At 61.5% G+C, this 19,116-nt stretch carries 15 protein-coding genes and 1 pseudogene; 14 read left to right on the forward strand and 2 right to left on the reverse strand.

What is annotated here, in order from left to right:
• Positions 1-22 precede the first annotated feature (22 nt).
• From mnmA to aceA, 7 genes are all read left to right on the forward strand, one after another.
• Positions 23-1,147: a tRNA 2-thiouridine(34) synthase MnmA gene (gene mnmA, locus BT125_RS10895; protein WP_072406814.1), complete on the forward strand. Its 1,125-nt coding sequence runs from the start codon at positions 23-25 to the stop codon at positions 1,145-1,147.
• A complete protein-coding gene (gene hflD / locus BT125_RS10900; protein WP_072406816.1) occupies positions 1,144-1,767 on the forward strand; it encodes a high frequency lysogenization protein HflD in 624 nt (207 codons plus the stop codon). The genes mnmA and hflD overlap by 4 nt, the downstream gene beginning before the upstream one ends.
• A 168-nt stretch (positions 1,768-1,935) precedes the next feature.
• On the forward strand, positions 1,936-3,306 hold the full coding sequence (gene purB, locus BT125_RS10905; RefSeq protein ID WP_072406818.1) for an adenylosuccinate lyase: 1,371 nt from the start codon (positions 1,936-1,938) through the stop codon (positions 3,304-3,306).
• A gap of 84 nt (positions 3,307-3,390) precedes the next feature.
• On the forward strand, positions 3,391-4,557 hold the full coding sequence (locus BT125_RS10910; RefSeq protein ID WP_072406820.1) for a ribosomal protein uL16 3-hydroxylase: 1,167 nt from the start codon (positions 3,391-3,393) through the stop codon (positions 4,555-4,557).
• The gene (locus BT125_RS10915; RefSeq protein WP_072406821.1) at positions 4,550-4,975 is read left to right on the forward strand and encodes a GNAT family N-acetyltransferase; all 426 of its coding nucleotides are present in this window, start codon (positions 4,550-4,552) and stop codon (positions 4,973-4,975) included. Before BT125_RS10910 ends, BT125_RS10915 begins: the two co-directional genes overlap by 8 nt.
• Before the next feature lie 242 nt (positions 4,976-5,217).
• Positions 5,218-5,979, forward strand: coding sequence for a secretin N-terminal domain-containing protein (locus BT125_RS10920; protein ID WP_072406823.1), 762 nt, complete (start codon positions 5,218-5,220; stop codon positions 5,977-5,979).
• A 456-nt stretch (positions 5,980-6,435) separates the two neighbouring features.
• Positions 6,436-7,761 carry an isocitrate lyase gene (aceA, locus tag BT125_RS10925; protein WP_014337679.1) on the forward strand — a complete coding sequence of 442 codons (1,326 nt, stop codon included), beginning with the start codon at positions 6,436-6,438 and terminating at the stop codon, positions 7,759-7,761.
• A gap of 107 nt (positions 7,762-7,868) precedes the next feature.
• Here the strand turns inward: aceA and BT125_RS30000 are convergent, their stop codons facing one another.
• Together BT125_RS30000 and BT125_RS30005 are read right to left on the reverse strand one after the other, a co-directional pair.
• Entirely contained in the window at positions 7,869-8,786 is a 918-nt protein-coding gene (locus BT125_RS30000) for a methyl-accepting chemotaxis protein (protein ID WP_371857798.1), read from the reverse strand.
• Positions 8,772-9,791: pseudogene (locus tag BT125_RS30005) on the reverse strand (methyl-accepting chemotaxis protein); the annotation flags it as partial. The gene BT125_RS30000 and the pseudogene BT125_RS30005, both read right to left, overlap by 15 nt.
• Before the next feature lie 651 nt (positions 9,792-10,442).
• Between BT125_RS30005 and BT125_RS10935 the strand changes: the two are divergent.
• The 7 genes from BT125_RS10935 (at position 10,443) to nuoH (ending at position 19,109) form a co-directional block, all read left to right on the forward strand.
• Entirely contained in the window at positions 10,443-10,856 is a 414-nt protein-coding gene (locus tag BT125_RS10935; RefSeq protein WP_003203367.1) for an NADH-quinone oxidoreductase subunit A, read from the forward strand.
• A gap of 10 nt (positions 10,857-10,866) precedes the next feature.
• Positions 10,867-11,541: a NuoB/complex I 20 kDa subunit family protein gene (locus BT125_RS10940; protein WP_030141322.1), complete on the forward strand. Its 675-nt coding sequence runs from the start codon at positions 10,867-10,869 to the stop codon at positions 11,539-11,541.
• A gap of 72 nt (positions 11,542-11,613) precedes the next feature.
• Positions 11,614-13,398: an NADH-quinone oxidoreductase subunit C/D gene (gene nuoC / locus BT125_RS10945; RefSeq protein ID WP_003203370.1), complete on the forward strand. Its 1,785-nt coding sequence runs from the start codon at positions 11,614-11,616 to the stop codon at positions 13,396-13,398.
• A 2-nt stretch (positions 13,399-13,400) separates the two neighbouring features.
• Positions 13,401-13,898, forward strand: a complete 498-nt coding sequence (nuoE, locus tag BT125_RS10950; RefSeq protein WP_072392829.1) for an NADH-quinone oxidoreductase subunit NuoE — start codon at positions 13,401-13,403, stop codon at positions 13,896-13,898.
• Positions 13,895-15,253 (forward strand): NADH-quinone oxidoreductase subunit NuoF, encoded by a 1,359-nt coding sequence (gene nuoF / locus BT125_RS10955; RefSeq protein WP_072406827.1) that lies wholly within the window; start codon positions 13,895-13,897, stop codon positions 15,251-15,253. Before nuoE ends, nuoF begins: the two co-directional genes overlap by 4 nt.
• Positions 15,254-15,390: 137 nt before the next feature.
• Entirely contained in the window at positions 15,391-18,105 is a 2,715-nt protein-coding gene (gene nuoG / locus BT125_RS10960; protein ID WP_072406829.1) for an NADH-quinone oxidoreductase subunit NuoG, read from the forward strand.
• Positions 18,102-19,109, forward strand: coding sequence for an NADH-quinone oxidoreductase subunit NuoH (gene nuoH, locus BT125_RS10965; protein ID WP_025212983.1), 1,008 nt, complete (start codon positions 18,102-18,104; stop codon positions 19,107-19,109). The genes nuoG and nuoH overlap by 4 nt, the downstream gene beginning before the upstream one ends.
• Positions 19,110-19,116 lie beyond the last annotated feature (7 nt).

Raw genomic sequence — 19,116 nt, forward strand, 5'->3', positions numbered from 1 at the left:
TCAAGACACTCATTGAATCCCTATGCGTGATCCAGCCCCTTCTGACACACCCAAGAAGCGCGTCATTGTCGGCATGTCCGGCGGCGTGGACTCTTCCGTTTCCGCCCTTCTGCTGATCGAGCAGGGTTACGAGGTGGAAGGCCTGTTCATGAAGAACTGGGAAGAAGACGACGGAACCGAATACTGCACCGCCATGGATGACCTGGCGGACGCCCAGGCCGTGTGCGACAAGATCGGCATCAAGCTGCACACCGCCAACTTCGCCGCCGAGTACTGGGACAACGTGTTCGAGCACTTCCTGGCCGAATACAAGGCCGGGCGCACGCCGAACCCGGACATCCTCTGCAACCGCGAAATCAAGTTCAAGGCGTTCCTCGACTACGCCATGATGCTGGGCGCCGACCTGATCGCCACCGGCCACTACGTGCGCCGCCGCGACATCGATGGCCGCACCGAACTGCTCAAGGGCCTGGACCCGAACAAGGACCAGAGCTATTTCCTGCATGCCGTCGGCGGCGAGCAGATCGCCAAGACCCTGTTTCCGGTAGGCGAACTGGAAAAGCCCGAAGTGCGCGCGATTGCTGAAAAACACCAGCTCGCCACCGCCAAGAAGAAGGACTCCACCGGGATCTGCTTTATTGGCGAGCGCCGTTTCAGCGACTTCCTCAAGCAATACCTGCCAGCCCAGCCGGGCGAGATCAAGACGACTGAAGGCGAAGTCATCGGCCGCCATCATGGCCTGATGTACCACACCATCGGCCAGCGCCAGGGCCTGGGCATCGGCGGGCTGAAAGACGCCGGGGAAGAGCCGTGGTACGTGCTGGTCAAGGACCTGGAACACAATGAGTTGATCGTCGGCCAGGGCAACGACCATCCCTGGCTGTTTTCCCGCGCCCTGCTCGCCTCCGAGATCTATTGGGTCAACCCGATCGACCTCGGCGAGCCACGCCGCCTGACCGCCAAGGTTCGCTACCGCCAGAGCGATCAGCCCTGCACCCTGGAAAAAACCGCCACGGGTTACCGCGCCACCTTCGATGACCCGCAGCGGGCGGTCACACCCGGCCAATCCGTGGTGTTCTATGACGGCGACATCTGCCTGGGCGGCGGCGTGATCGAAGTCGCAGAGCCCTGGAGCAGCCAGGCATGAACCCAATCCAGGAACAACTGACGGCATTGGGCGGCGTGTTTCTCGCCGCCGTGCTGGTGGACAAGATCGCCAAGACCGGCCAGGCCACCGAAGCGGGCGTGGCCTGCATGCTCGGCAGCCTGCTGGTTCGCGACCCCAAGGACACCTTGGAAGTCTATGGCGGCGACGACCTGAACCTGCGCGAAGGCTATCGTGCGCTGATCGGCGCCCTGGAGCGCGATCCCAGCGCCTTGCAACGCGAGCCACTGCGCTATGCCCTGTCGATGCTGGGCCTTGAGCGCCAGTTGGCCAAGCGCGACGACCTGCTGGAGACCATCGGCAAACGCTTGCCGCAGATCCAGTCCCAGGTCGAGCATTTCGGCCCGGCTCACGAAAACGTCGTTGCGGCCTGCGGTTCGCTGTACCAGGACACCCTGAGCACCTTGCGCCAGCGCATCCAGGTGCATGGCGACATGCGCAACCTGCAACAGCCAAGCAATGCCTCGAAGATCCGCGCCCTGCTGCTGGCCGGGATTCGCTCGGCACGGCTGTGGCGGCAATTGGGTGGCCATCGCTGGCAACTGGTGATCAGCCGCCGCAAATTGCTGAAAGAGCTTTACCCGTTGATGCGCAACGAATAAGTCGCCTCGACCTGCTTTTTTGTGGCGGGGGCGCTTGCTCCTCGCCACAGGCAATAAACAGTTTTAGCTTGTTACGCGTAGCACGCCGGTCAGTTGGCGACGGACCGGCACGTGTTTTCATGTATGATACGCGCCCCATTTCGTTGCCCGACTGTCCGAGAACACCCCATGCAGCTCTCTTCGCTCACTGCGGTTTCCCCTGTTGACGGCCGCTACGCCGGCAAAACCCAGGCCCTGCGCCCGATTTTCAGCGAGTACGGCCTGATCCGTGCCCGCGTCCTGGTTGAAGTGCGCTGGCTCCAGCGCCTGGCCGCCCACCCTGCCATCGGCGAAGTACCGGCGTTTTCCGCCGAAGCCAACGCGGTGTTGAACGCACTGGCGGAAAACTTTGTGCTGGAGCACGCCGAGCGCGTCAAAGAGATCGAGCGCACCACCAACCACGACGTCAAGGCCATCGAATACCTGCTCAAGGAGCAGGCGGCCAAGCTGCCGGAGCTGGCCAATGTCAGCGAGTTCATCCACTTTGCCTGCACCAGCGAGGACATCAACAACCTGTCCCACGCCCTGATGCTGCGCGAAGGCCGTGATGAGGTGATGCTGCCCCTGATGCGCCAGACCGCCCAAGCCATCCGCGAACTGGCGATCCGCTTCGCCGACGTGCCGATGCTGTCGCGCACCCACGGTCAACCGGCTTCGCCGACCACCCTGGGCAAGGAACTGGCAAACGTGGTCTACCGCCTGGAGCGCCAGATCGCCCAAGTGGCCGCCGTGCCGCTGCTGGGCAAGATCAACGGCGCCGTGGGCAACTACAACGCCCACCTGTCGGCCTACCCGGACATCGACTGGGAAGCCAATGCCCGCGCCTTCATCGAAGACGAGCTGGGCCTGAGCTTCAACCCGTACACCACCCAGATCGAACCGCACGATTACATCGCCGAGCTGTTCGACGCGATCGCGCGCTTCAACACCATCCTGATCGACTTCGACCGTGACATCTGGGGCTACATCTCCCTGGGCTACTTCAAGCAGCGCACCATCGCCGGCGAAATCGGTTCTTCGACCATGCCGCACAAGGTCAACCCGATCGACTTCGAAAACTCCGAAGGCAATCTGGGCATCGCCAACGCGCTGTTCCAGCACCTGGCGAGCAAACTGCCGATCTCCCGCTGGCAGCGCGACCTGACCGACTCCACCGTGCTGCGCAACCTGGGCGTGGGCTTTGCCCACAGCGTCATTGCCTACGAAGCCAGCCTCAAGGGCATCAGCAAGCTGGAACTGAACGAGCAGAAAATCGCCGCCGACCTCGACGCTTGCTGGGAAGTCCTGGCCGAGCCGATCCAGACCGTGATGCGTCGCTACAACATCGAAAACCCGTATGAAAAGCTGAAAGAACTGACCCGCGGCAAGGGCATCAGCCCGGAAGCGCTGCAGACTTTCATCGATGGCCTGGACATGCCTGCCGATGCCAAGGCAGAACTGAAGAAGCTCACGCCGGCCAGCTACATCGGCAACGCGGCGGCACAAGCCAAGCGCATCTGATCCACGGCTTTACCTTTGAGACGCCCGGCCGCGCCGGGCGTTTTTATTCGCGTCTGAAAAGTATATTTTTTCAATAGGTTACACATGAATCCTGATATTCCTCTGCAACTCCTGGGCGGCATCACGGCACGGGAATTCCTGCGCGACTACTGGCAGAAAAAACCCCTGCTGATCCGTCAGGCGATTCCTGACTTCCAAAGCCCGATCGACGCCGATGAACTGGCCGGCCTGGCCCTGGAAGAAGAAGTCGAATCGCGCCTGGTGATCGAACACGGCGAAACCCCTTGGGAAATGCGTCGCGGCCCGTTCGCCGAAGACGAATTCAGCAAGTTGCCGGAGCGCGAGTGGACCCTGCTGGTGCAGGCGGTCGATCAGTTCGTACCGGAAGTCAGCGAACTGCTGGAGAACTTCCGCTTCCTGCCGAGCTGGCGCATCGACGATGTGATGATCAGCTTCGCCGCTCCGGGTGGCAGCGTAGGTCCGCATTTCGATAACTATGACGTGTTCCTGCTGCAAGGCCATGGCCAGCGCAACTGGAAAATCGGCCAGATGTGCGACTCCGAAAGCCCGCTGCTGCAGCACGCCGACCTGCGCATCCTCGCCGACTTCGAAGCCACCGACGAGTGGATCCTGGAACCGGGCGACATGCTCTACCTGCCGCCGCGCCTGGCGCACTGCGGCGTGGCCGTGGACGACTGCATGACCTACTCGGTGGGCTTCCGTGCGCCAAGCGCCGCTGAAGTGCTGACCCACTTCACCGACTTCCTGAGCCAGTTCCTGCCGGACGAAGAACGCTACACCGACGCCGACGCGCGTCCGGCGGCCGACCCGCACCAGATCCAGCAAGACGCCCTCGACCGCCTCAAGGGCCTGCTGGCCGAGCACATGAGCGACGAGCGCCTGCTGCTGACCTGGTTCGGCCAGTTCATGACCGAGCCGCGCTACCCGGAACTGGTGGTAGGTCCGGAAATGGAAGATGACGAGCTGTTGGCTGGCCTGGAGCAAGGCGCGGTGATCATTCGCAACCCGAGCGCGCGCCTGGCCTGGTCGGAAGTCGATGATGACCTGCTGCTGTTCGCCAGCGGCCAGAGCCGTTACCTGCCGGGCAAGCTGCGCGAACTACTGAAGATGATTTGCGCCGCCGACGCCCTGCACATCGAAAACCTCGGCCCATGGTTGGCCGACGAAGACGGTCGCGGCCTGATCTGCGAGCTGGTCAAGCAAGGCAGCCTGGGGTTCGCCGATGAATAAAATTCACGTTCGTGTCGCAGACTGGCAAAAGGATAACGCCGAGATCCGGCGCATTCGTGAGACCGTGTTCATTGCCGAGCAGTCCGTCCCGCCCGAGCTGGAATGGGATGCCGACGACCAGAGCGCGGTGCATTTCCTGGCGTTTGAGGGCGATTTCCCCATCGGCACCGCGCGCCTGTTGACCGACGGCCACGTCGGCCGTGTCTCGGTCCTCAAGGACTGGCGCGGCCTGAAGGTGGGCGATGCGTTGATGCATGCAGTGATCGCCGAAGCCGAGAAACGTGGGCTCAAGCAGCAGATGCTCAGCGCCCAGGTCCATGCCACGCCGTTCTACGAGCGGTTGGGGTTTGCAGTGGTCAGCGAGGAGTTCCTGGAAGCTGGGATTCCCCATGTGGACATGGTGCGGCATTCGGCCTGAAACCGCAGTGCGGCCATCGCGAGCAAGCTCGCTCCCACAGGAGGCCGGCGGTGAACCCATGATTCATGTACACCTGCCCTCCATGTGGGAGCGAGCTTGCTCGCGATGAGGCCCTCAAGCCTTACCAAAAAACGCCCCGCCATCCCCCGATGCCGGGGCGTTTTGCCGTCTACCATTCAACTTGCCCCATCCGGGGCCGACAAACTGGCAATATCAAGCCTTTGTCTCGCGGAGAAATGGACATGCCTCTACGCACCCTCCTGGTCACCCTGCTGCTCGGTTGCAGCCTGTCGGTCATGGCCGATACGCAAATCGTGCCGCTGAACTACCGCACCAGCGCCGACCTGTTGCCAGTGGCGCAGAACTTCATCGGCAAGGACGGCCAGGTCAGCGCCTATGGCAACCAACTGATCGTCAACGCCGAGCCCGGCAAGATCGAAGAACTCCGGCAATTCCTGGCCCAATTGGACACCGCGCCCAAGCGCCTGCTGATCACGGTCGACACCAACGAAAACAACCTGCAAGGCGACCAGGGGTACTCCATCAACGGCGCGCCCCCCAGCCAGACCCGCATCATCAACCGCAGCACCGCCAGCCGTGACGGCGGCGTGCAACAGGTACAAGCCAGCGAAGGCCAGCCGGCGCTGATCCAGGTAGGCCAGAGCGTGCCGTTCACCAGCAACCAGACCGACACCTACGGGCGCATGCAAAGCCAGACCGAATACCGCAACGTCACCCAGGGTTTTTATGTCACGGCGAGCGTCACCGGCGAGACCGTTCATCTGAACATCAGTACTAACCGTGACCGCATGAGCCAGGAGCGTCCCGATGTAGTGAACGTTCAGAGTACCGACACAACTGTCAGCGGACGCCTCGGCGAATGGATCACCCTGGCCGGCGTGAATCGCCAGACTCAGGCCGACAAACAAGGCCTGACCCGCAGCTACTCGACCCAGGGCCGCGACGACATGATTTTGCGGGTCAAGGTCGATACCCTGAACTGAAGCACCAAAAACTGACTGATGAGTCGTATTAGACCAAAGATGTAGTGCTATAAAAAAAGCACTACAAAACGTTTGACGAGCCAAAAAACCGAAGGCATGATGGCCTCGCTCCCGCTAATCAGGGGCCCTGGCAAGGGCCTTCGGGTCGACGCTTGCAACTACCCTGCGAGCCGATTCGTGTCTGTACCGCCCACAAGGTGTGTTTGACGAGGTTGCGACTGGAACGAAGTTGTCCCGAGGGACGGAAGCGTAACTAGGTAACCCGGCATCACTCTGAGTTCGTATGAAGGCCCACGACGCCCGAATGCGCCCGCAGTTCGCCCCCTACCTGCTCACTTTCCCCTCGAGCCCATCGTTCATCCCGTCGCCGCCTCGCCTGAACCGACTTGTACACCAACCCCTGGTCGGCAGGAGCAGGAATTTTCCACCAAGACCTATGCGACGAGGTTTATCTCCATGGCACTGACACGCGAACAGCAAATTGCAGCCCTTGAAAAAGACTGGGCTGAAAACCCGCGCTGGAAAGGCGTGAAGCGCAATTATTCCGCTGCTGACGTCGTCCGTCTGCGTGGCTCGGTTCAACCTGAGCACACCTTTGCGAAAATGGGCGCCGAGAAGCTGTGGAACCTGGTCACCCAGGGCGCCAAGCCAGCCTTCCGTCCCGAGAAAGATTTCGTCAACTGCATGGGCGCCCTGACCGGCGGCCAGGCTGTGCAGCAAGTCAAGGCGGGCATCCAGGCAATCTACCTGTCGGGCTGGCAAGTGGCTGCGGACAACAACTCCGCCGAGTCGATGTACCCCGACCAATCCCTGTACCCGGTGGATTCGGTTCCAACCGTGGTCAAGCGCATCAACAACTCGTTCCGTCGCGCCGACCAGATCCAGTGGAAAGCCGGCAAGAACCCGGGCGACGAAGGCTACATCGACTACTTCGCACCGATCGTGGCTGACGCCGAAGCTGGTTTCGGCGGCGTCCTGAATGCCTACGAACTGATGAAGAGCATGATCGAAGCAGGCGCCGCAGGCGTTCACTTCGAAGACCAACTGGCCTCGGTGAAGAAATGCGGCCATATGGGCGGCAAGGTTCTGGTTCCAACCCAGGAAGCCGTGCAGAAGCTGACGGCTGCCCGCCTGGCCGCCGACGTTGCCGGTGTACCGACCATCATCCTGGCCCGTACCGACGCCAACGCCGCTGACCTGCTGACCTCCGACTGCGACCCGTACGACCAGCCGTTCGTGACCGGTACCCGCACCCAGGAAGGCTTCTACAAGGTGCGCGCCGGTCTCGACCAGGCCATTGCCCGCGGCCTGGCCTACGCGCCGTACGCCGACCTGATCTGGTGCGAAACCGCCAAGCCGGACCTGGACGAAGCCCGTCGCTTCGCCGAAGCGATCAAGAAGGAATACCCGGACCAACTGCTGTCGTACAACTGCTCGCCTTCCTTCAACTGGAAGAAAAACCTGGACGACGCGACCATCGCCAAGTTCCAGCGCGAACTGTCCGCCATGGGCTACAAGCACCAGTTCATCACCCTGGCTGGCATCCACAACATGTGGCACAGCATGTTCAACCTGGCGCACGACTACGCCCGCAACGACATGACCGCCTACGTGAAGCTGCAAGAGCAGGAGTTCGCCGACGCCGCCAAGGGCTACACCTTCGTGGCTCACCAGCAGGAAGTGGGTACCGGCTACTTCGACGACATGACCACCGTGATCCAGGGCGGCACTTCGTCGGTGACCGCACTGACCGGCTCCACCGAAGAAGAACAGTTCCACTGATTCACATGCTTGCCTTGAGTAAGCGGCCCTTGCGGACTGAATAAAAACTAACCGCGAAGCCGACGATCTGAAGCCCCGACTGGTTCGGGGCTTTTTTTTGCCGGCTTTTACACTTTGAAGTGACTGACCAGTTGCTGCAACTGGTTACCCAGCCGTGCCAGCTCGATGCTGGAGGCTGCGGTTTCTTCGCTGGCCGAGGCGGTCTGTTCGGATACATCGCGCACGCTCAGAATACTGCGGCTGATGTCCTCGGCCACCGAGCTTTGTTGCACCGCAGCAGCGGCAATCTGCTGATTCAGGGCCTGGATGCCAGAAACCGCCTGGGTGATGTTGCCCAGGGAGATGCCAGCCTTGCTGGCCAACTCCACGCTGCTGTCGGTCAGTTCGCGGCTATTTCGCATGATGCTCGACACCTGTCGCGTGCCGTTCTGCAAACCCGCCACCAGACTTTCAATCTCTTCGGTGGAATGCTGGGTACGCTGGGCCAGCCCACGCACTTCGTCGGCGACCACGGCAAAACCGCGCCCGGCGTCACCCGCGCGGGCAGCCTCAATAGCGGCGTTAAGGGCCAGCAAGTTGGTCTGCTCAGCCACTGCCCTGATCACGTCCATGATCTTGCCGATGCGCGCGCTTTCTTGTTCCAACCCATCCATGGCTTCGACGGAGCGCCCGACTTCGCTGGCCAAACGCTCGATCTGAACGATGGCCTGCGCGACGACCTGATCGCCAATACGCGCCTGTGCATCGGCCTCTGATGCAGCGGTGCAAGCGTGTTCGGCATTACGCGCGACTTCATGCACGGTGGCCGACATTTCGTGCATGGCGGTGGCCACCTGGTCGGTCTCGGTCTTCTGACTATTGACCCCGGCACTGGTCTGCTCGGTGACGGCCGATAACTCTTCGGCGGCGCTGGCGATCTGGGTGACGCCATCGCGGATGCCACCGATCAGGTCGCGCAACGTGGTGCCCATGCGCTGGATACCTTGCTGCAGGACACCCAGCTCATCCCTACGGGTCACCACCATGTCTTGCGTGAGGTCGCCTGCTGCAATGCGATCCACCACCGCCAATGTGTCCTGCAACGGCCGCGTAATCTGGCGAGTGATGATCATGGCCGCAAGAATCCCCAACAGCATCGCCAAGGCAGTACAGCCCAGTTGCAGGGTGCGGGCCTGGGCGCTGTCTTCGTCACGGGAGACCAGTTGGCCGGCATACATTTCTTCAGACAGACGGGTGATGGTGTCACCCAGATCGATAGTGTCCTGCACGGCCTTGCCAATGGCCTCGTTACTGGCGGTGAAGTGCTGCACCGAACGGCGGTAAGCGACCAGTGCGGTTTCCAGCTGCTTGATGGTGTCGGCATAGGTCGGGCCGAAAGCGCTGTTGAGGGTTTCGATGCCCTTGAGCGCATTTTCGAGCTGACGGTTGGCGGCTTGTTCGGTGGTGCTGTTGGGATTGCCGGTGTAGCCACGCACTTCATAACGCACCAGCGCCACGTCCTCCTTGGCCTTGAGGATGATCCTGTACAACTCGAAACGGCGCTCATCCGAGGCAGGCATCGCTTCTACGTCATTGATGACCTTGGCAATCAGCGCGGCGCCCTTGACCGCATTGACGCCCATCTCCTTGCGCATGGCTGCGTCATTGCGATACGCCTCGCGCATCGTATTCAGTGCCACTTGATACTGCATGCTGGCCTGCTCGATCAGCGCAAGTTTTTTCTGGTTTTCAGGTTTTCTCAATTCGGTCGCAAGGATTTTCTGCTGGGCGACAAACTGCTCCAGCGACGCCTGGATCAATGCCCCCTTTTGTTCATCGCCCTTGTCCAACTGGTATTGCAAGCGAGCCCTGCGCAGGTGATCAAGACGGTTGCCGAGCTCGGTAATGCTGGTCATTCGATCAGTGCGCTCGATCATTTTTCCCAGGCTGAACCAGCCGGTCACGGCAAGGACAGCGGTCAAAAGCAGTACAACGGCAAAACCCAGAGCCAGCTTGAGCATAACGCTCATGTTCGCGATCCAAGAGTTCATGACAATCCTTTGGTAATCCGCCGCGAACGATGAAAACTGACGCAGCTATCTAAGAAGGAGCCACTGTCTAACCAGCATTGATATAGATGATTAGATGAGTGAGTCGCAAAGATAGCCATTTGCCATCAAATCTTCAAGGCTCTAGGCCCGGCCTCGTGCCGATTTTTTTGCTCGCAAAGCGGCATCGCTTAAACGCGCAAAATCCCCCGGCCGCGCCACGCCCCCCACAAAACTTCCGAGGCAGCGCTAGAAAAATTGATCAAACGCAGTATTGGGCAGTCCGAAAAGGAGTAAAACGTCCGACGCTGACAATTGCAGTAGCAACGATGTAGACAGCCTTTCAGACACGATACTAAGTGCACTGTAGAAAAGGCCGGCACAGATAATAATAATTATCATTTGGAAGTCGTTATCATTGTTACATTCCGCACGAAATATTATTGATGAATAACCGGCCAACGCCCACGGGGCCGGGGCCGCAGGGTCCTGGAGGTGCGCTATGTCCTTATTCCAATAAATAATTTCGCTATAGGAATTTTACTTGCCCGGTGTTTAGCCATAAAATCACCGCGATTGATTGCTGCGACATATCGTCACTGCGTTATTTCATTCAAGCTCAGAGACCTTTGCTCTCTGTTAAGGATTTCCAGCATGTCCGAAGCGACAGGACTCATGGCCCACAATTGGGGCTTTGCCATTTTCCTTCTGGGCGTTGTTGGCCTGTGTGCTTTCATGCTCGGCGTGTCGAGCCTGCTTGGGTCAAAAGCCTGGGGCCGCAGCAAAAATGAACCGTTCGAGTCCGGCATGCTGCCTACCGGTGGCGCCCGCTTGCGGCTCTCAGCCAAATTCTATCTGGTCGCGATGCTGTTCGTGATTTTCGATATTGAAGCCCTCTTTCTCTTTGCATGGTCTGTGTCCGTCCGCGAAAGCGGCTGGACCGGATTCGTCGAAGCTCTCGTTTTCATAGCAATTCTGTTGGCAGGTCTTGTCTACCTTTACCGGGTGGGGGCACTTGATTGGGCTCCGGAAGCTCGGCGCAAGCGGCAAGCGAAGCTGAAACAATGAGGCTTTGGCAATGCAATACAATCTCACCAGGATCGACCCCGATGCTCCTAACGAGCAGTATCCGATTGGCAAGCGGGAAACCGTCGCCGATCCGTTAGAAGATCAAGTCCACAAGAACATTTTCATGGGCAAGCTCGAAGACGTGCTGAACAGCACGGTCAACTGGGGTCGCAAGAACTCCCTGTGGCCGTACAACTTCGGCCTTTCGTGCTGCTACGTGGAAATGACCACCGCCTTCACGGCGCCCCACGACATCGCGCGCTTTGGCGCCGAGGTTATCCGGGCATCGCCACGCCAGGCGGATTTCATGGTTATCGCCGGTACCTGCTTCATCAAGATGGCGCCGATCATCCAGCGTCTCTATGAGCAAATGCTCGAGCCCAAGTGGGTCATCTCCATGGGTTCGTGCGCCAACTCCGGTGGCATGTACGACATCTACTCTGTCGTTCAAGGGGTGGACAAGTTCCTGCCCGTGGACGTCTACGTGCCCGGCTGCCCGCCTCGCCCTGAAGCTTTCCTGCAAGGCTTGATGCTGTTGCAGGAGTCGATTGGCCAGGAGCGTCGCCCACTGTCCTGGGTCGTCGGCGATCAAGGCGTCTATCGCGCCGAGATGCCGTCGCAAAAGGAACAGCGCCGCGAACAGCGTATCGCAGTCACCAACCTGCGCAGCCCCGACGAAGTCTGATCCAGCTCTGCTCTGTACAAGAAACGAGAACCTGGCTTCATTCTTTACGTTGACCGAAAGCGATAAATAACCATGACTACAGGCAGTGCTCTGTACATCCCGCCTTACAAGGCAGACGACCAGGATGTGGTCGTCGAACTGAACAACCGTTTTGGCCCCGAGGCGTTCACCGCCCAGCCGACCCGTACCGGCATGCCGGTGCTTTGGGTCGCCCGGGCCAAACTCGTCGAAGTCCTGACTTTCCTGCGCAACCTGCCCAAGCCGTACGTCATGCTCTATGACCTGCACGGCGTGGACGAGCGCCTGCGCACCAAGCGTCAAGGGCTGCCCGACGGCGTCGACTTCACCGTGTTCTATCACTTGATGTCGATCGAGCGTAATAGTGACGTAATGATCAAGGTCGCCTTGTCCGAGAGCGACCTCAGCGTGCCGACCGTGACCGGCATCTGGCCGAACGCCAACTGGTACGAACGTGAGGTGTGGGACATGTTCGGGATCGATTTCCCCGGCCATCCGCACCTGACGCGCATCATGATGCCGCCGACCTGGGAAGGTCATCCGCTGCGCAAGGACTTCCCGGCCCGTGCCACCGAGTTCGACCCGTTCAGCCTTTCCCTGGCCAAGCAACAGCTCGAGGAAGAAGCCGCGCGCTTCAAGCCTGAAGACTGGGGCATGAAGCGTTCGGGCGCCAACGAGGACTACATGTTCCTCAACCTCGGCCCGAACCACCCTTCGGCCCACGGTGCGTTCCGCATCATCCTGCAACTGGACGGCGAAGAGATCGTCGACTGCGTGCCGGACATCGGCTACCACCACCGTGGCGCCGAGAAAATGGCCGAGCGCCAGTCCTGGCACAGCTTCATCCCGTACACCGACCGTATCGACTACCTCGGCGGCGTGATGAACAACCTGCCGTACGTACTGTCGGTGGAGAAACTGGCCGGGATCAAGGTCCCGGAGAAGGTCGACGTCATCCGCATCATGATGGCCGAGTTCTTCCGCATCACCAGCCACCTGCTGTTCCTGGGTACCTATATCCAGGACGTGGGGGCGATGACGCCGGTGTTCTTCACCTTCACCGACCGCCAGAAGGCGTACACGGTGATCGAGGCCATCACTGGTTTCCGCCTGCACCCGGCCTGGTACCGCATCGGTGGCGTGGCCCACGACCTGCCGCGCGGCTGGGAAAAGCTGGTCAAGGACTTCGTCGAGTGGATGCCCAAGCGTCTGGACGAATACACCAAGGCCGCCCTGCAGAACAGCATCCTCAAGGGTCGTACCATCGGGGTCGCCGCCTATAACACCAAAGAGGCCCTGGAATGGGGCGTCACCGGTGCCGGCCTGCGTTCCACCGGTTGCGACTTCGACCTGCGCAAGGCGCGCCCCTACTCCGGCTACGAAAACTTCGAATTCGAAGTACCGCTGGCGGCCAACGGCGATGCCTATGACCGCTGCATGGTGCGCGTCGAGGAAATGCGCCAGAGCATCAAGATCATCGACCAATGCATGCGCAACATGCCGGAAGGCCCGTACAAGGCGGATCACCCGCTGACCACGCCGCCGCCCAAGGAGCGCACGCTGCAGCACATCGAGACCCTGATCACGCACTTCCTGCAGGTTTCGTGGGGCCCGGTCATGCCAGCCAACGAGTCCTTCCAGATGATCGAAGCGACCAAGGGCATCAACAGTTATTACCTGACGAGCGATGGCGGCACCATGAGCTACCGCACCCGGATTCGCACCCCAAGCTACCCGCACCTGCAGCAGATCCCTTCAGTGATCAAAGGCAGCATGGTCGCGGACTTGATCGCGTACCTGGGTAGTATCGATTTCGTTATGGCCGACGTGGACCGCTAAGCATGAACAGCACGCTTATCCAGACAGACCGTTTCGCCCTGAGCGAAACCGAGCGCTCGGCCATCGAGCACGAGCTGCATCACTACGAAGACCCGCGCGCGGCGTCGATCGAAGCCTTGAAGATCGTCCAGAAGGAACGTGGCTGGGTGCCCGATGGCGCGCTCTACGCCATCGGCGAGATCCTCGGCATCCCGGCCAGCGACGTCGAAGGCGTCGCCACCTTCTATAGCCAGATTTTCCGCCAGCCAGTCGGCCGCCACATCATTCGCGTGTGCGACAGCATGGTCTGCTACATCGGCGGCCACGAATCGGTGGTCGGCGAGCTCCAGAGCAAGCTGGGCATCGGCCTGGGCCAGACCACCGCCGACGGCCGCTTCACCCTGCTGCCGGTATGCTGCCTGGGCAACTGCGACAAGGCACCGGCGCTGATGATCGACGACGACACCTTCGGTGACGTTACACCCGCCGGCGTCGCCAAACTGCTGGAGGGCTACGTATGACCCTGACTTCCTTCGGGCCCGCCAACCGCATCCAGCGTTCGGCCGAAACCCATCCCCTGACCTGGCGTCTGCGCGACGACGGCGAAGCGGTGTGGCTGGACGAGTACCAGGCCAAGAACGGCTACGCCGCCGCGCGCAAGGCGTTTGCCGACATGGCCGGCGACGACATCGTCCAGACCGTGAAAGACTCCGGCCTCAAGGGTCGTGGCGGCGCGGGCTTCCCCACGGGCGTGAAGTGGGGCCTGATGCCCAAGGACGAATCCATCAACATCCGCTACCTGCTGTGCAACGCGGATGAAATGGAACCCAACACCTGGAAGGACCGCATGCTGATGGAGCAACTGCCCCATCTGCTGATCGAAGGCATGCTGATCAGCGCCCGTGCGCTGAAGACCTACCGTGGCTACATCTTCCTGCGCGGCGAATATACCACCGCCGCCAAGCACCTGAACCGTGCCGTGGAAGAAGCCAAGGCCGCGGGCCTGCTGGGCAAGAACATCCTGGGCAGCGGCTTCGATTTCGAGCTGTTCGTCCACACCGGCGCCGGGCGCTACATCTGCGGTGAAGAAACCGCGCTGATCAACTCCCTCGAAGGCCGCCGCGCCAACCCACGCTCCAAGCCGCCCTTCCCTGCCGCCGTGGGCGTGTGGGGCAAGCCGACCTGCGTGAACAACGTCGAGACCCTGTGCAACGTGCCGGCGATCATTGCCGACGGCGTGGACTGGTACAAATCCCTGGCCCGCGACGGCAGTGAAGACATGGGCACCAAGCTCATGGGCTTCTCCGGCAAGGTCAAGAACCCTGGCCTGTGGGAACTGCCGTTCGGTATCACCGGCCGCGAGCTGTTCGAAGACTACGCCGGCGGCATGCGCGACGGCTACACGCTCAAGTGCTGGCAGCCCGGCGGCGCCGGTACCGGTTTCCTGTTGCCGGAACACCTGGACGCCCAAATGTACGCCGGCGGCATCGCCAAAGTGGGTACCCGCATGGGTACCGGCCTGGCCATGGCGGTGGACGACAGCGTCAACATGGTATCGCTGCTGCGCAACATGGAGGAGTTCTTCTCCCGTGAGTCCTGCGGTTTCTGCACCCCTTGCCGCGATGGCCTGCCCTGGAGCGTCAAGCTGCTGCGGGCCATTGAAAACGGCGAAGGCCAGGCCGGCGATATCGAGACCCTGTTGGGTCTGGTGGGTTTCCTCGGTCCAGGCAAGACCTTCTGTGCTCACGCACCGGGTGCCGTGGAGCCGTTGGGCAGCGCGATCAAATACTTCCGCCCTGAATTCGAGGCCGGCATCGCGCCAACGCGCGCCGGGGACCTCAATCAGGTGGTCACGCCGACCATGATCGGCGCGTAACGACGCTTTAAAAGGCGAAGGGTCCGTGCCCTTCGCCTTTCGTCCGATGACGCCTCTGAGGCTGTTTGGATTCGGACGAACAACAAGATTCCATTAGCCACGCCCGCTGACACCGGGCCAACGAAGAACTTTGAACCATGGCCACTATCCACGTAGACGGCAAAGAGCTCGAAGTCGATGGCGCAGACAACCTGTTACAGGCATGTCTGTCCCTGGGCCTCGACATTCCTTATTTCTGCTGGCACCCCGCCCTTGGCAGCGTTGGCGCTTGTCGCCAGTGCGCGGTCAAGCAGTACACCGACGAAAACGACAAGCGTGGTCGGATCGTCATGTCCTGCATGACCCCCGCCACCGACGGCAGCTGGATCTCCATCGACGACGAAGAAGCGAAAGTGTTTCGCGCCAGCGTCGTCGAATGGCTGATGACCAACCACCCTCACGACTGCCCGGTCTGTGAGGAAGGCGGCCACTGCCACCTGCAAGACATGACCGTGATGACCGGCCACAACGAGCGCCGTTATCGCTTCACCAAGCGCACCCACCAGAACCAGCAACTGGGCCCGTTCATCTCCCACGAGATGAACCGCTGCATCGCCTGCTACCGCTGCGTGCGTTTCTACAAGGACTACGCCGGCGGTACCGACCTGGGCGTGTTCGGTGCCCACGACAACGTGTACTTCGGTCGCGTCGAAGACGGCACCCTGGAAAGCGAGTTCTCCGGCAACCTCACCGAGGTCTGCCCGACGGGCGTGTTCACCGACAAGACTCACTCCGAACGCTACAACCGCAAGTGGGACATGCAGTTCTCGCCGAGCATCTGCCATGGCTGCTCCAGCGGCTGCAACATTTCCCCGGGCGAGCGCTACGGTGAACTGCGGCGCATCGAAAACCGCTTCAACGGCTCGGTCAACCAGTACTTCCTGTGTGACCGCGGCCGTTTCGGCTATGGCTACGTCAACCGCAAGGATCGCCCACGCCAACCGCTGCTGGCGGGCGGCGCCAAGCTGAGCCTGGACGAAGCGCTGGATAAGGCCGCCGAGCTGCTGCGCGGTCGCAACATCGTCGGCATCGGTTCGCCACGGGCCAGCCTGGAAAGCAACTACGCCCTGCGTGAACTGGTCGGCGCCGAGCACTTCTACAGTGGCATCGAAGCCGGCGAGCTGGAGCGCATCCGCCTGGTGCTGCAAGTGCTCAAGGACAGCCCGCTGCCGGTGCCGACGATGCGCGACATCGAAGACCACGACGCCGTGTTCGTCCTTGGCGAAGACCTGACCCAGACCGCCGCCCGCATGGCCCTGGCCCTGCGCCAATCGGTCAAGGGCAAGGCCGAGGACATGGCCGACGCCATGCGCGTGCAGCCATGGCTCGACGCCGCTGTGAAGAACATCGGCCAGCACGCGCTGAACCCGCTGTTCATCGCCAGTCTCGCTGAAACCAAGCTCGACGACGTGGCCGAAGAATGCGTCCACGCCGCTCCGGACGACCTGGCCCGCATCGGTTTCGCCGTGGCCCACGCCCTGGACGCCAGCGCCCCGGCCGTCGACGGCCTGGACAGCGAAGCCGCCGCCCTGGCCCAACGCATCGCCGACGCCCTGCTGGCGGCCAAGCGCCCACTGATCATCGCCGGCACCTCCCTGGGTTCCAAGGCCTTGATCGAAGCCGCCGCCAACATCGCCAAGGCCTTGAAGCTGCGCGAGAAGAACGGTTCCATCAGCCTGATCGTGCCGGAGGCCAACAGCCTCGGCCTGGCCATGCTCGGGGGCGAATCGGTGGACGCGGCCCTGCAAGCAGTGATCGACGGCAGTGCCGACGCCATCGTCGTGCTGGAAAACGACCTCTACACCCGCACCGACAAAGCCCGCGTGGACGCCGCCCTGAACGCCGCGAAAGTGGTGATCGTCGCCGACCATCAGAAAACCGCCACCACCGACCGCGCCCACCTGGTGCTGCCGGCGGCGAGCTTCGCCGAAGGCGACGGTACGCTGGTCAGCCAGGAAGGACGCGCCCAGCGCTTCTTCCAGGTGTTCGATCCGACTTACCTGGACGCCAGCATCCTGGTCCACGAAGGCTGGCGCTGGCTGCATGCCCTGCGCGCTACCCTGCTGGACCAGCCGATCGACTGGACACAACTGGACCACGTCACCGCCGCCGTCGCTTCGAGCAGCCCACAACTGGCTCGCATCGTCGATGCCGCGCCATCGGCCTCGTTCCGCATCAAGGGCCTGAAACTGGCGCGCGAACCGTTGCGCTACTCCGGTCGCACCGCCATGCGCGCCGACATCAGCGTCCACGAACCACGGACCTCCCAGGACAACGACACGGCGTTCTCGTTCTCCATGGAAGGCTACTCGGGCTCCGCCGAACCGCGCTCGCAAGTGCCATTCGCCTGGTCGCCGGGCTGGAACTCGCCGCAAGCCTGGAACAAGTTCCAGGACGAAGTCGGTGGTCACCTGCGTGCTGGCGACCCGGGCACCCGCCTGATCGAAAGCCAGGGTGATGGCCTGAGCTGGTTCGCCAGCGTGCCGCGCGCCTTCAACCCGGCACCGGGCACCTGGCAGGTCGTGCCGTTCCATCACCTGTTCGGCAGCGAAGAGAACTCTTCCAAGGCCGCACCGGTGCAGGAGCGCATCCCGGCCGCCTACGTGGCGCTGGCCAAGTCCGAAGCCGACCGCCTGGGCGTCAATGACGGCGCCCTGTTGAGCCTGAACGTGGCCGGCCAGACCCTGCGTCTGCCGCTGCGCATCAATGAAGAACTGGGCGCCGGCCTGGTGGCCCTGCCGGCCGGCCTGGCGGGTATTCCACCGGCGATATTCGGCAAAACCGTCGACGGTCTGCAGGAGGCGGCGCAATGAGCTGGTTCACCCCTGAAGTGATCGCTGTGATCCTGACGGTCCTCAAGGCCATCGTGATCCTGCTGGCCGTGGTGGTCTGCGGCGCGTTGCTGAGCTTCGTCGAACGTCGCCTGCTGGGCTGGTGGCAGGATCGCTACGGTCCGAATCGCGTCGGCCCGTTCGGCATGTTCCAGATCGCCGCCGACATGATCAAGATGTTCTTCAAGGAAGACTGGACACCACCGTTTGCCGACAAGGTGATCTTCACCCTGGCACCGGTCGTGGCCATGAGCGCCTTGCTGATCGCCTTCGCGATCATCCCGATCACCCCGACCTGGGGCGTGGCGGACCTGAACATCGGGCTGCTGTTCTTCTTCGCCATGGCCGGCCTGTCGGTGTACGCGGTGCTGTTCGCTGGCTGGTCGAGCAACAACAAGTTCGCCCTGCTGGGCAGCCTGCGGGCCTCGGCCCAGACCGTGTCCTACGAAGTGTTCATGGGCCTGGCGCTCATGGGCATCGTGATCCAGGCCGGCTCGTTCAACATGCGCGACATCGTCGAGTACCAGGCCCAGAACCTGTGGTTCATCATTCCGCAGTTCTTTGGTTTCTGTACCTTCTTCATCGCTGGCGTGGCCGTGACTCACCGTCACCCCTTCGACCAGCCAGAAGCGGAACAGGAACTGGCCGACGGTTACCACATTGAATATGCCGGCATGAAATGGGGCATGTTCTTCGTCGGTGAATACATCGGCATCATCCTGATCTCGGCGCTGCTGGTGACGCTGTTCTTCGGTGGCTGGCACGGTCCGTTCGGCATCCTGCCGCAACTGTCCTTCGTCTGGTTCGCCCTGAAGACCGCGTTCTTCATCATGCTGTTCGTCCTGCTGCGCGCCTCGATCCCGCGCCCACGCTACGACCAGGTGATGGACTTCAGCTGGAAATTCTGCCTGCCGCTGACCCTGATCAACATGCTGGTGACCGCTGCGATCGTTTTGATGAACGCGCCTGCGGCCGCGGTTCAGTGAGGATTTG

The sequence above is a fragment of the Pseudomonas sp. NFACC04-2 genome (assembly GCF_900119265.1).
GTDB classification, from domain to species: domain Bacteria; phylum Pseudomonadota; class Gammaproteobacteria; order Pseudomonadales; family Pseudomonadaceae; genus Aquipseudomonas; species Aquipseudomonas fluorescens_AA.

Bases quoted from the DNA above. Each gene is read 5' to 3' on its own strand.
- mnmA (WP_072406814.1), top strand. From the start codon at position 23: ATGCGTGATCCAGCCCCTTCTGACACACCCAAGAAGCGCGTCATTGTC.
- hflD (WP_072406816.1), top strand. From the start codon at position 1,144: ATGAACCCAATCCAGGAACAACTGACGGCATTGGGCGGCGTGTTTCTC.
- purB (WP_072406818.1), top strand. From the start codon at position 1,936: ATGCAGCTCTCTTCGCTCACTGCGGTTTCCCCTGTTGACGGCCGCTAC.
- BT125_RS10910 (WP_072406820.1), top strand. From the start codon at position 3,391: ATGAATCCTGATATTCCTCTGCAACTCCTGGGCGGCATCACGGCACGG.
- BT125_RS10915 (WP_072406821.1), top strand. From the start codon at position 4,550: ATGAATAAAATTCACGTTCGTGTCGCAGACTGGCAAAAGGATAACGCC.
- BT125_RS10920 (WP_072406823.1), top strand. From the start codon at position 5,218: ATGCCTCTACGCACCCTCCTGGTCACCCTGCTGCTCGGTTGCAGCCTG.
- aceA (WP_014337679.1), top strand. From the start codon at position 6,436: ATGGCACTGACACGCGAACAGCAAATTGCAGCCCTTGAAAAAGACTGG.
- BT125_RS30000 (WP_371857798.1), bottom strand. From the start codon at position 8,786: ATGGTGGTGACCCGTAGGGATGAGCTGGGTGTCCTGCAGCAAGGTATC.
- BT125_RS10935 (WP_003203367.1), top strand. From the start codon at position 10,443: ATGTCCGAAGCGACAGGACTCATGGCCCACAATTGGGGCTTTGCCATT.
- BT125_RS10940 (WP_030141322.1), top strand. From the start codon at position 10,867: ATGCAATACAATCTCACCAGGATCGACCCCGATGCTCCTAACGAGCAG.
- nuoC (WP_003203370.1), top strand. From the start codon at position 11,614: ATGACTACAGGCAGTGCTCTGTACATCCCGCCTTACAAGGCAGACGAC.
- nuoE (WP_072392829.1), top strand. From the start codon at position 13,401: ATGAACAGCACGCTTATCCAGACAGACCGTTTCGCCCTGAGCGAAACC.
- nuoF (WP_072406827.1), top strand. From the start codon at position 13,895: ATGACCCTGACTTCCTTCGGGCCCGCCAACCGCATCCAGCGTTCGGCC.
- nuoG (WP_072406829.1), top strand. From the start codon at position 15,391: ATGGCCACTATCCACGTAGACGGCAAAGAGCTCGAAGTCGATGGCGCA.
- nuoH (WP_025212983.1), top strand. From the start codon at position 18,102: ATGAGCTGGTTCACCCCTGAAGTGATCGCTGTGATCCTGACGGTCCTC.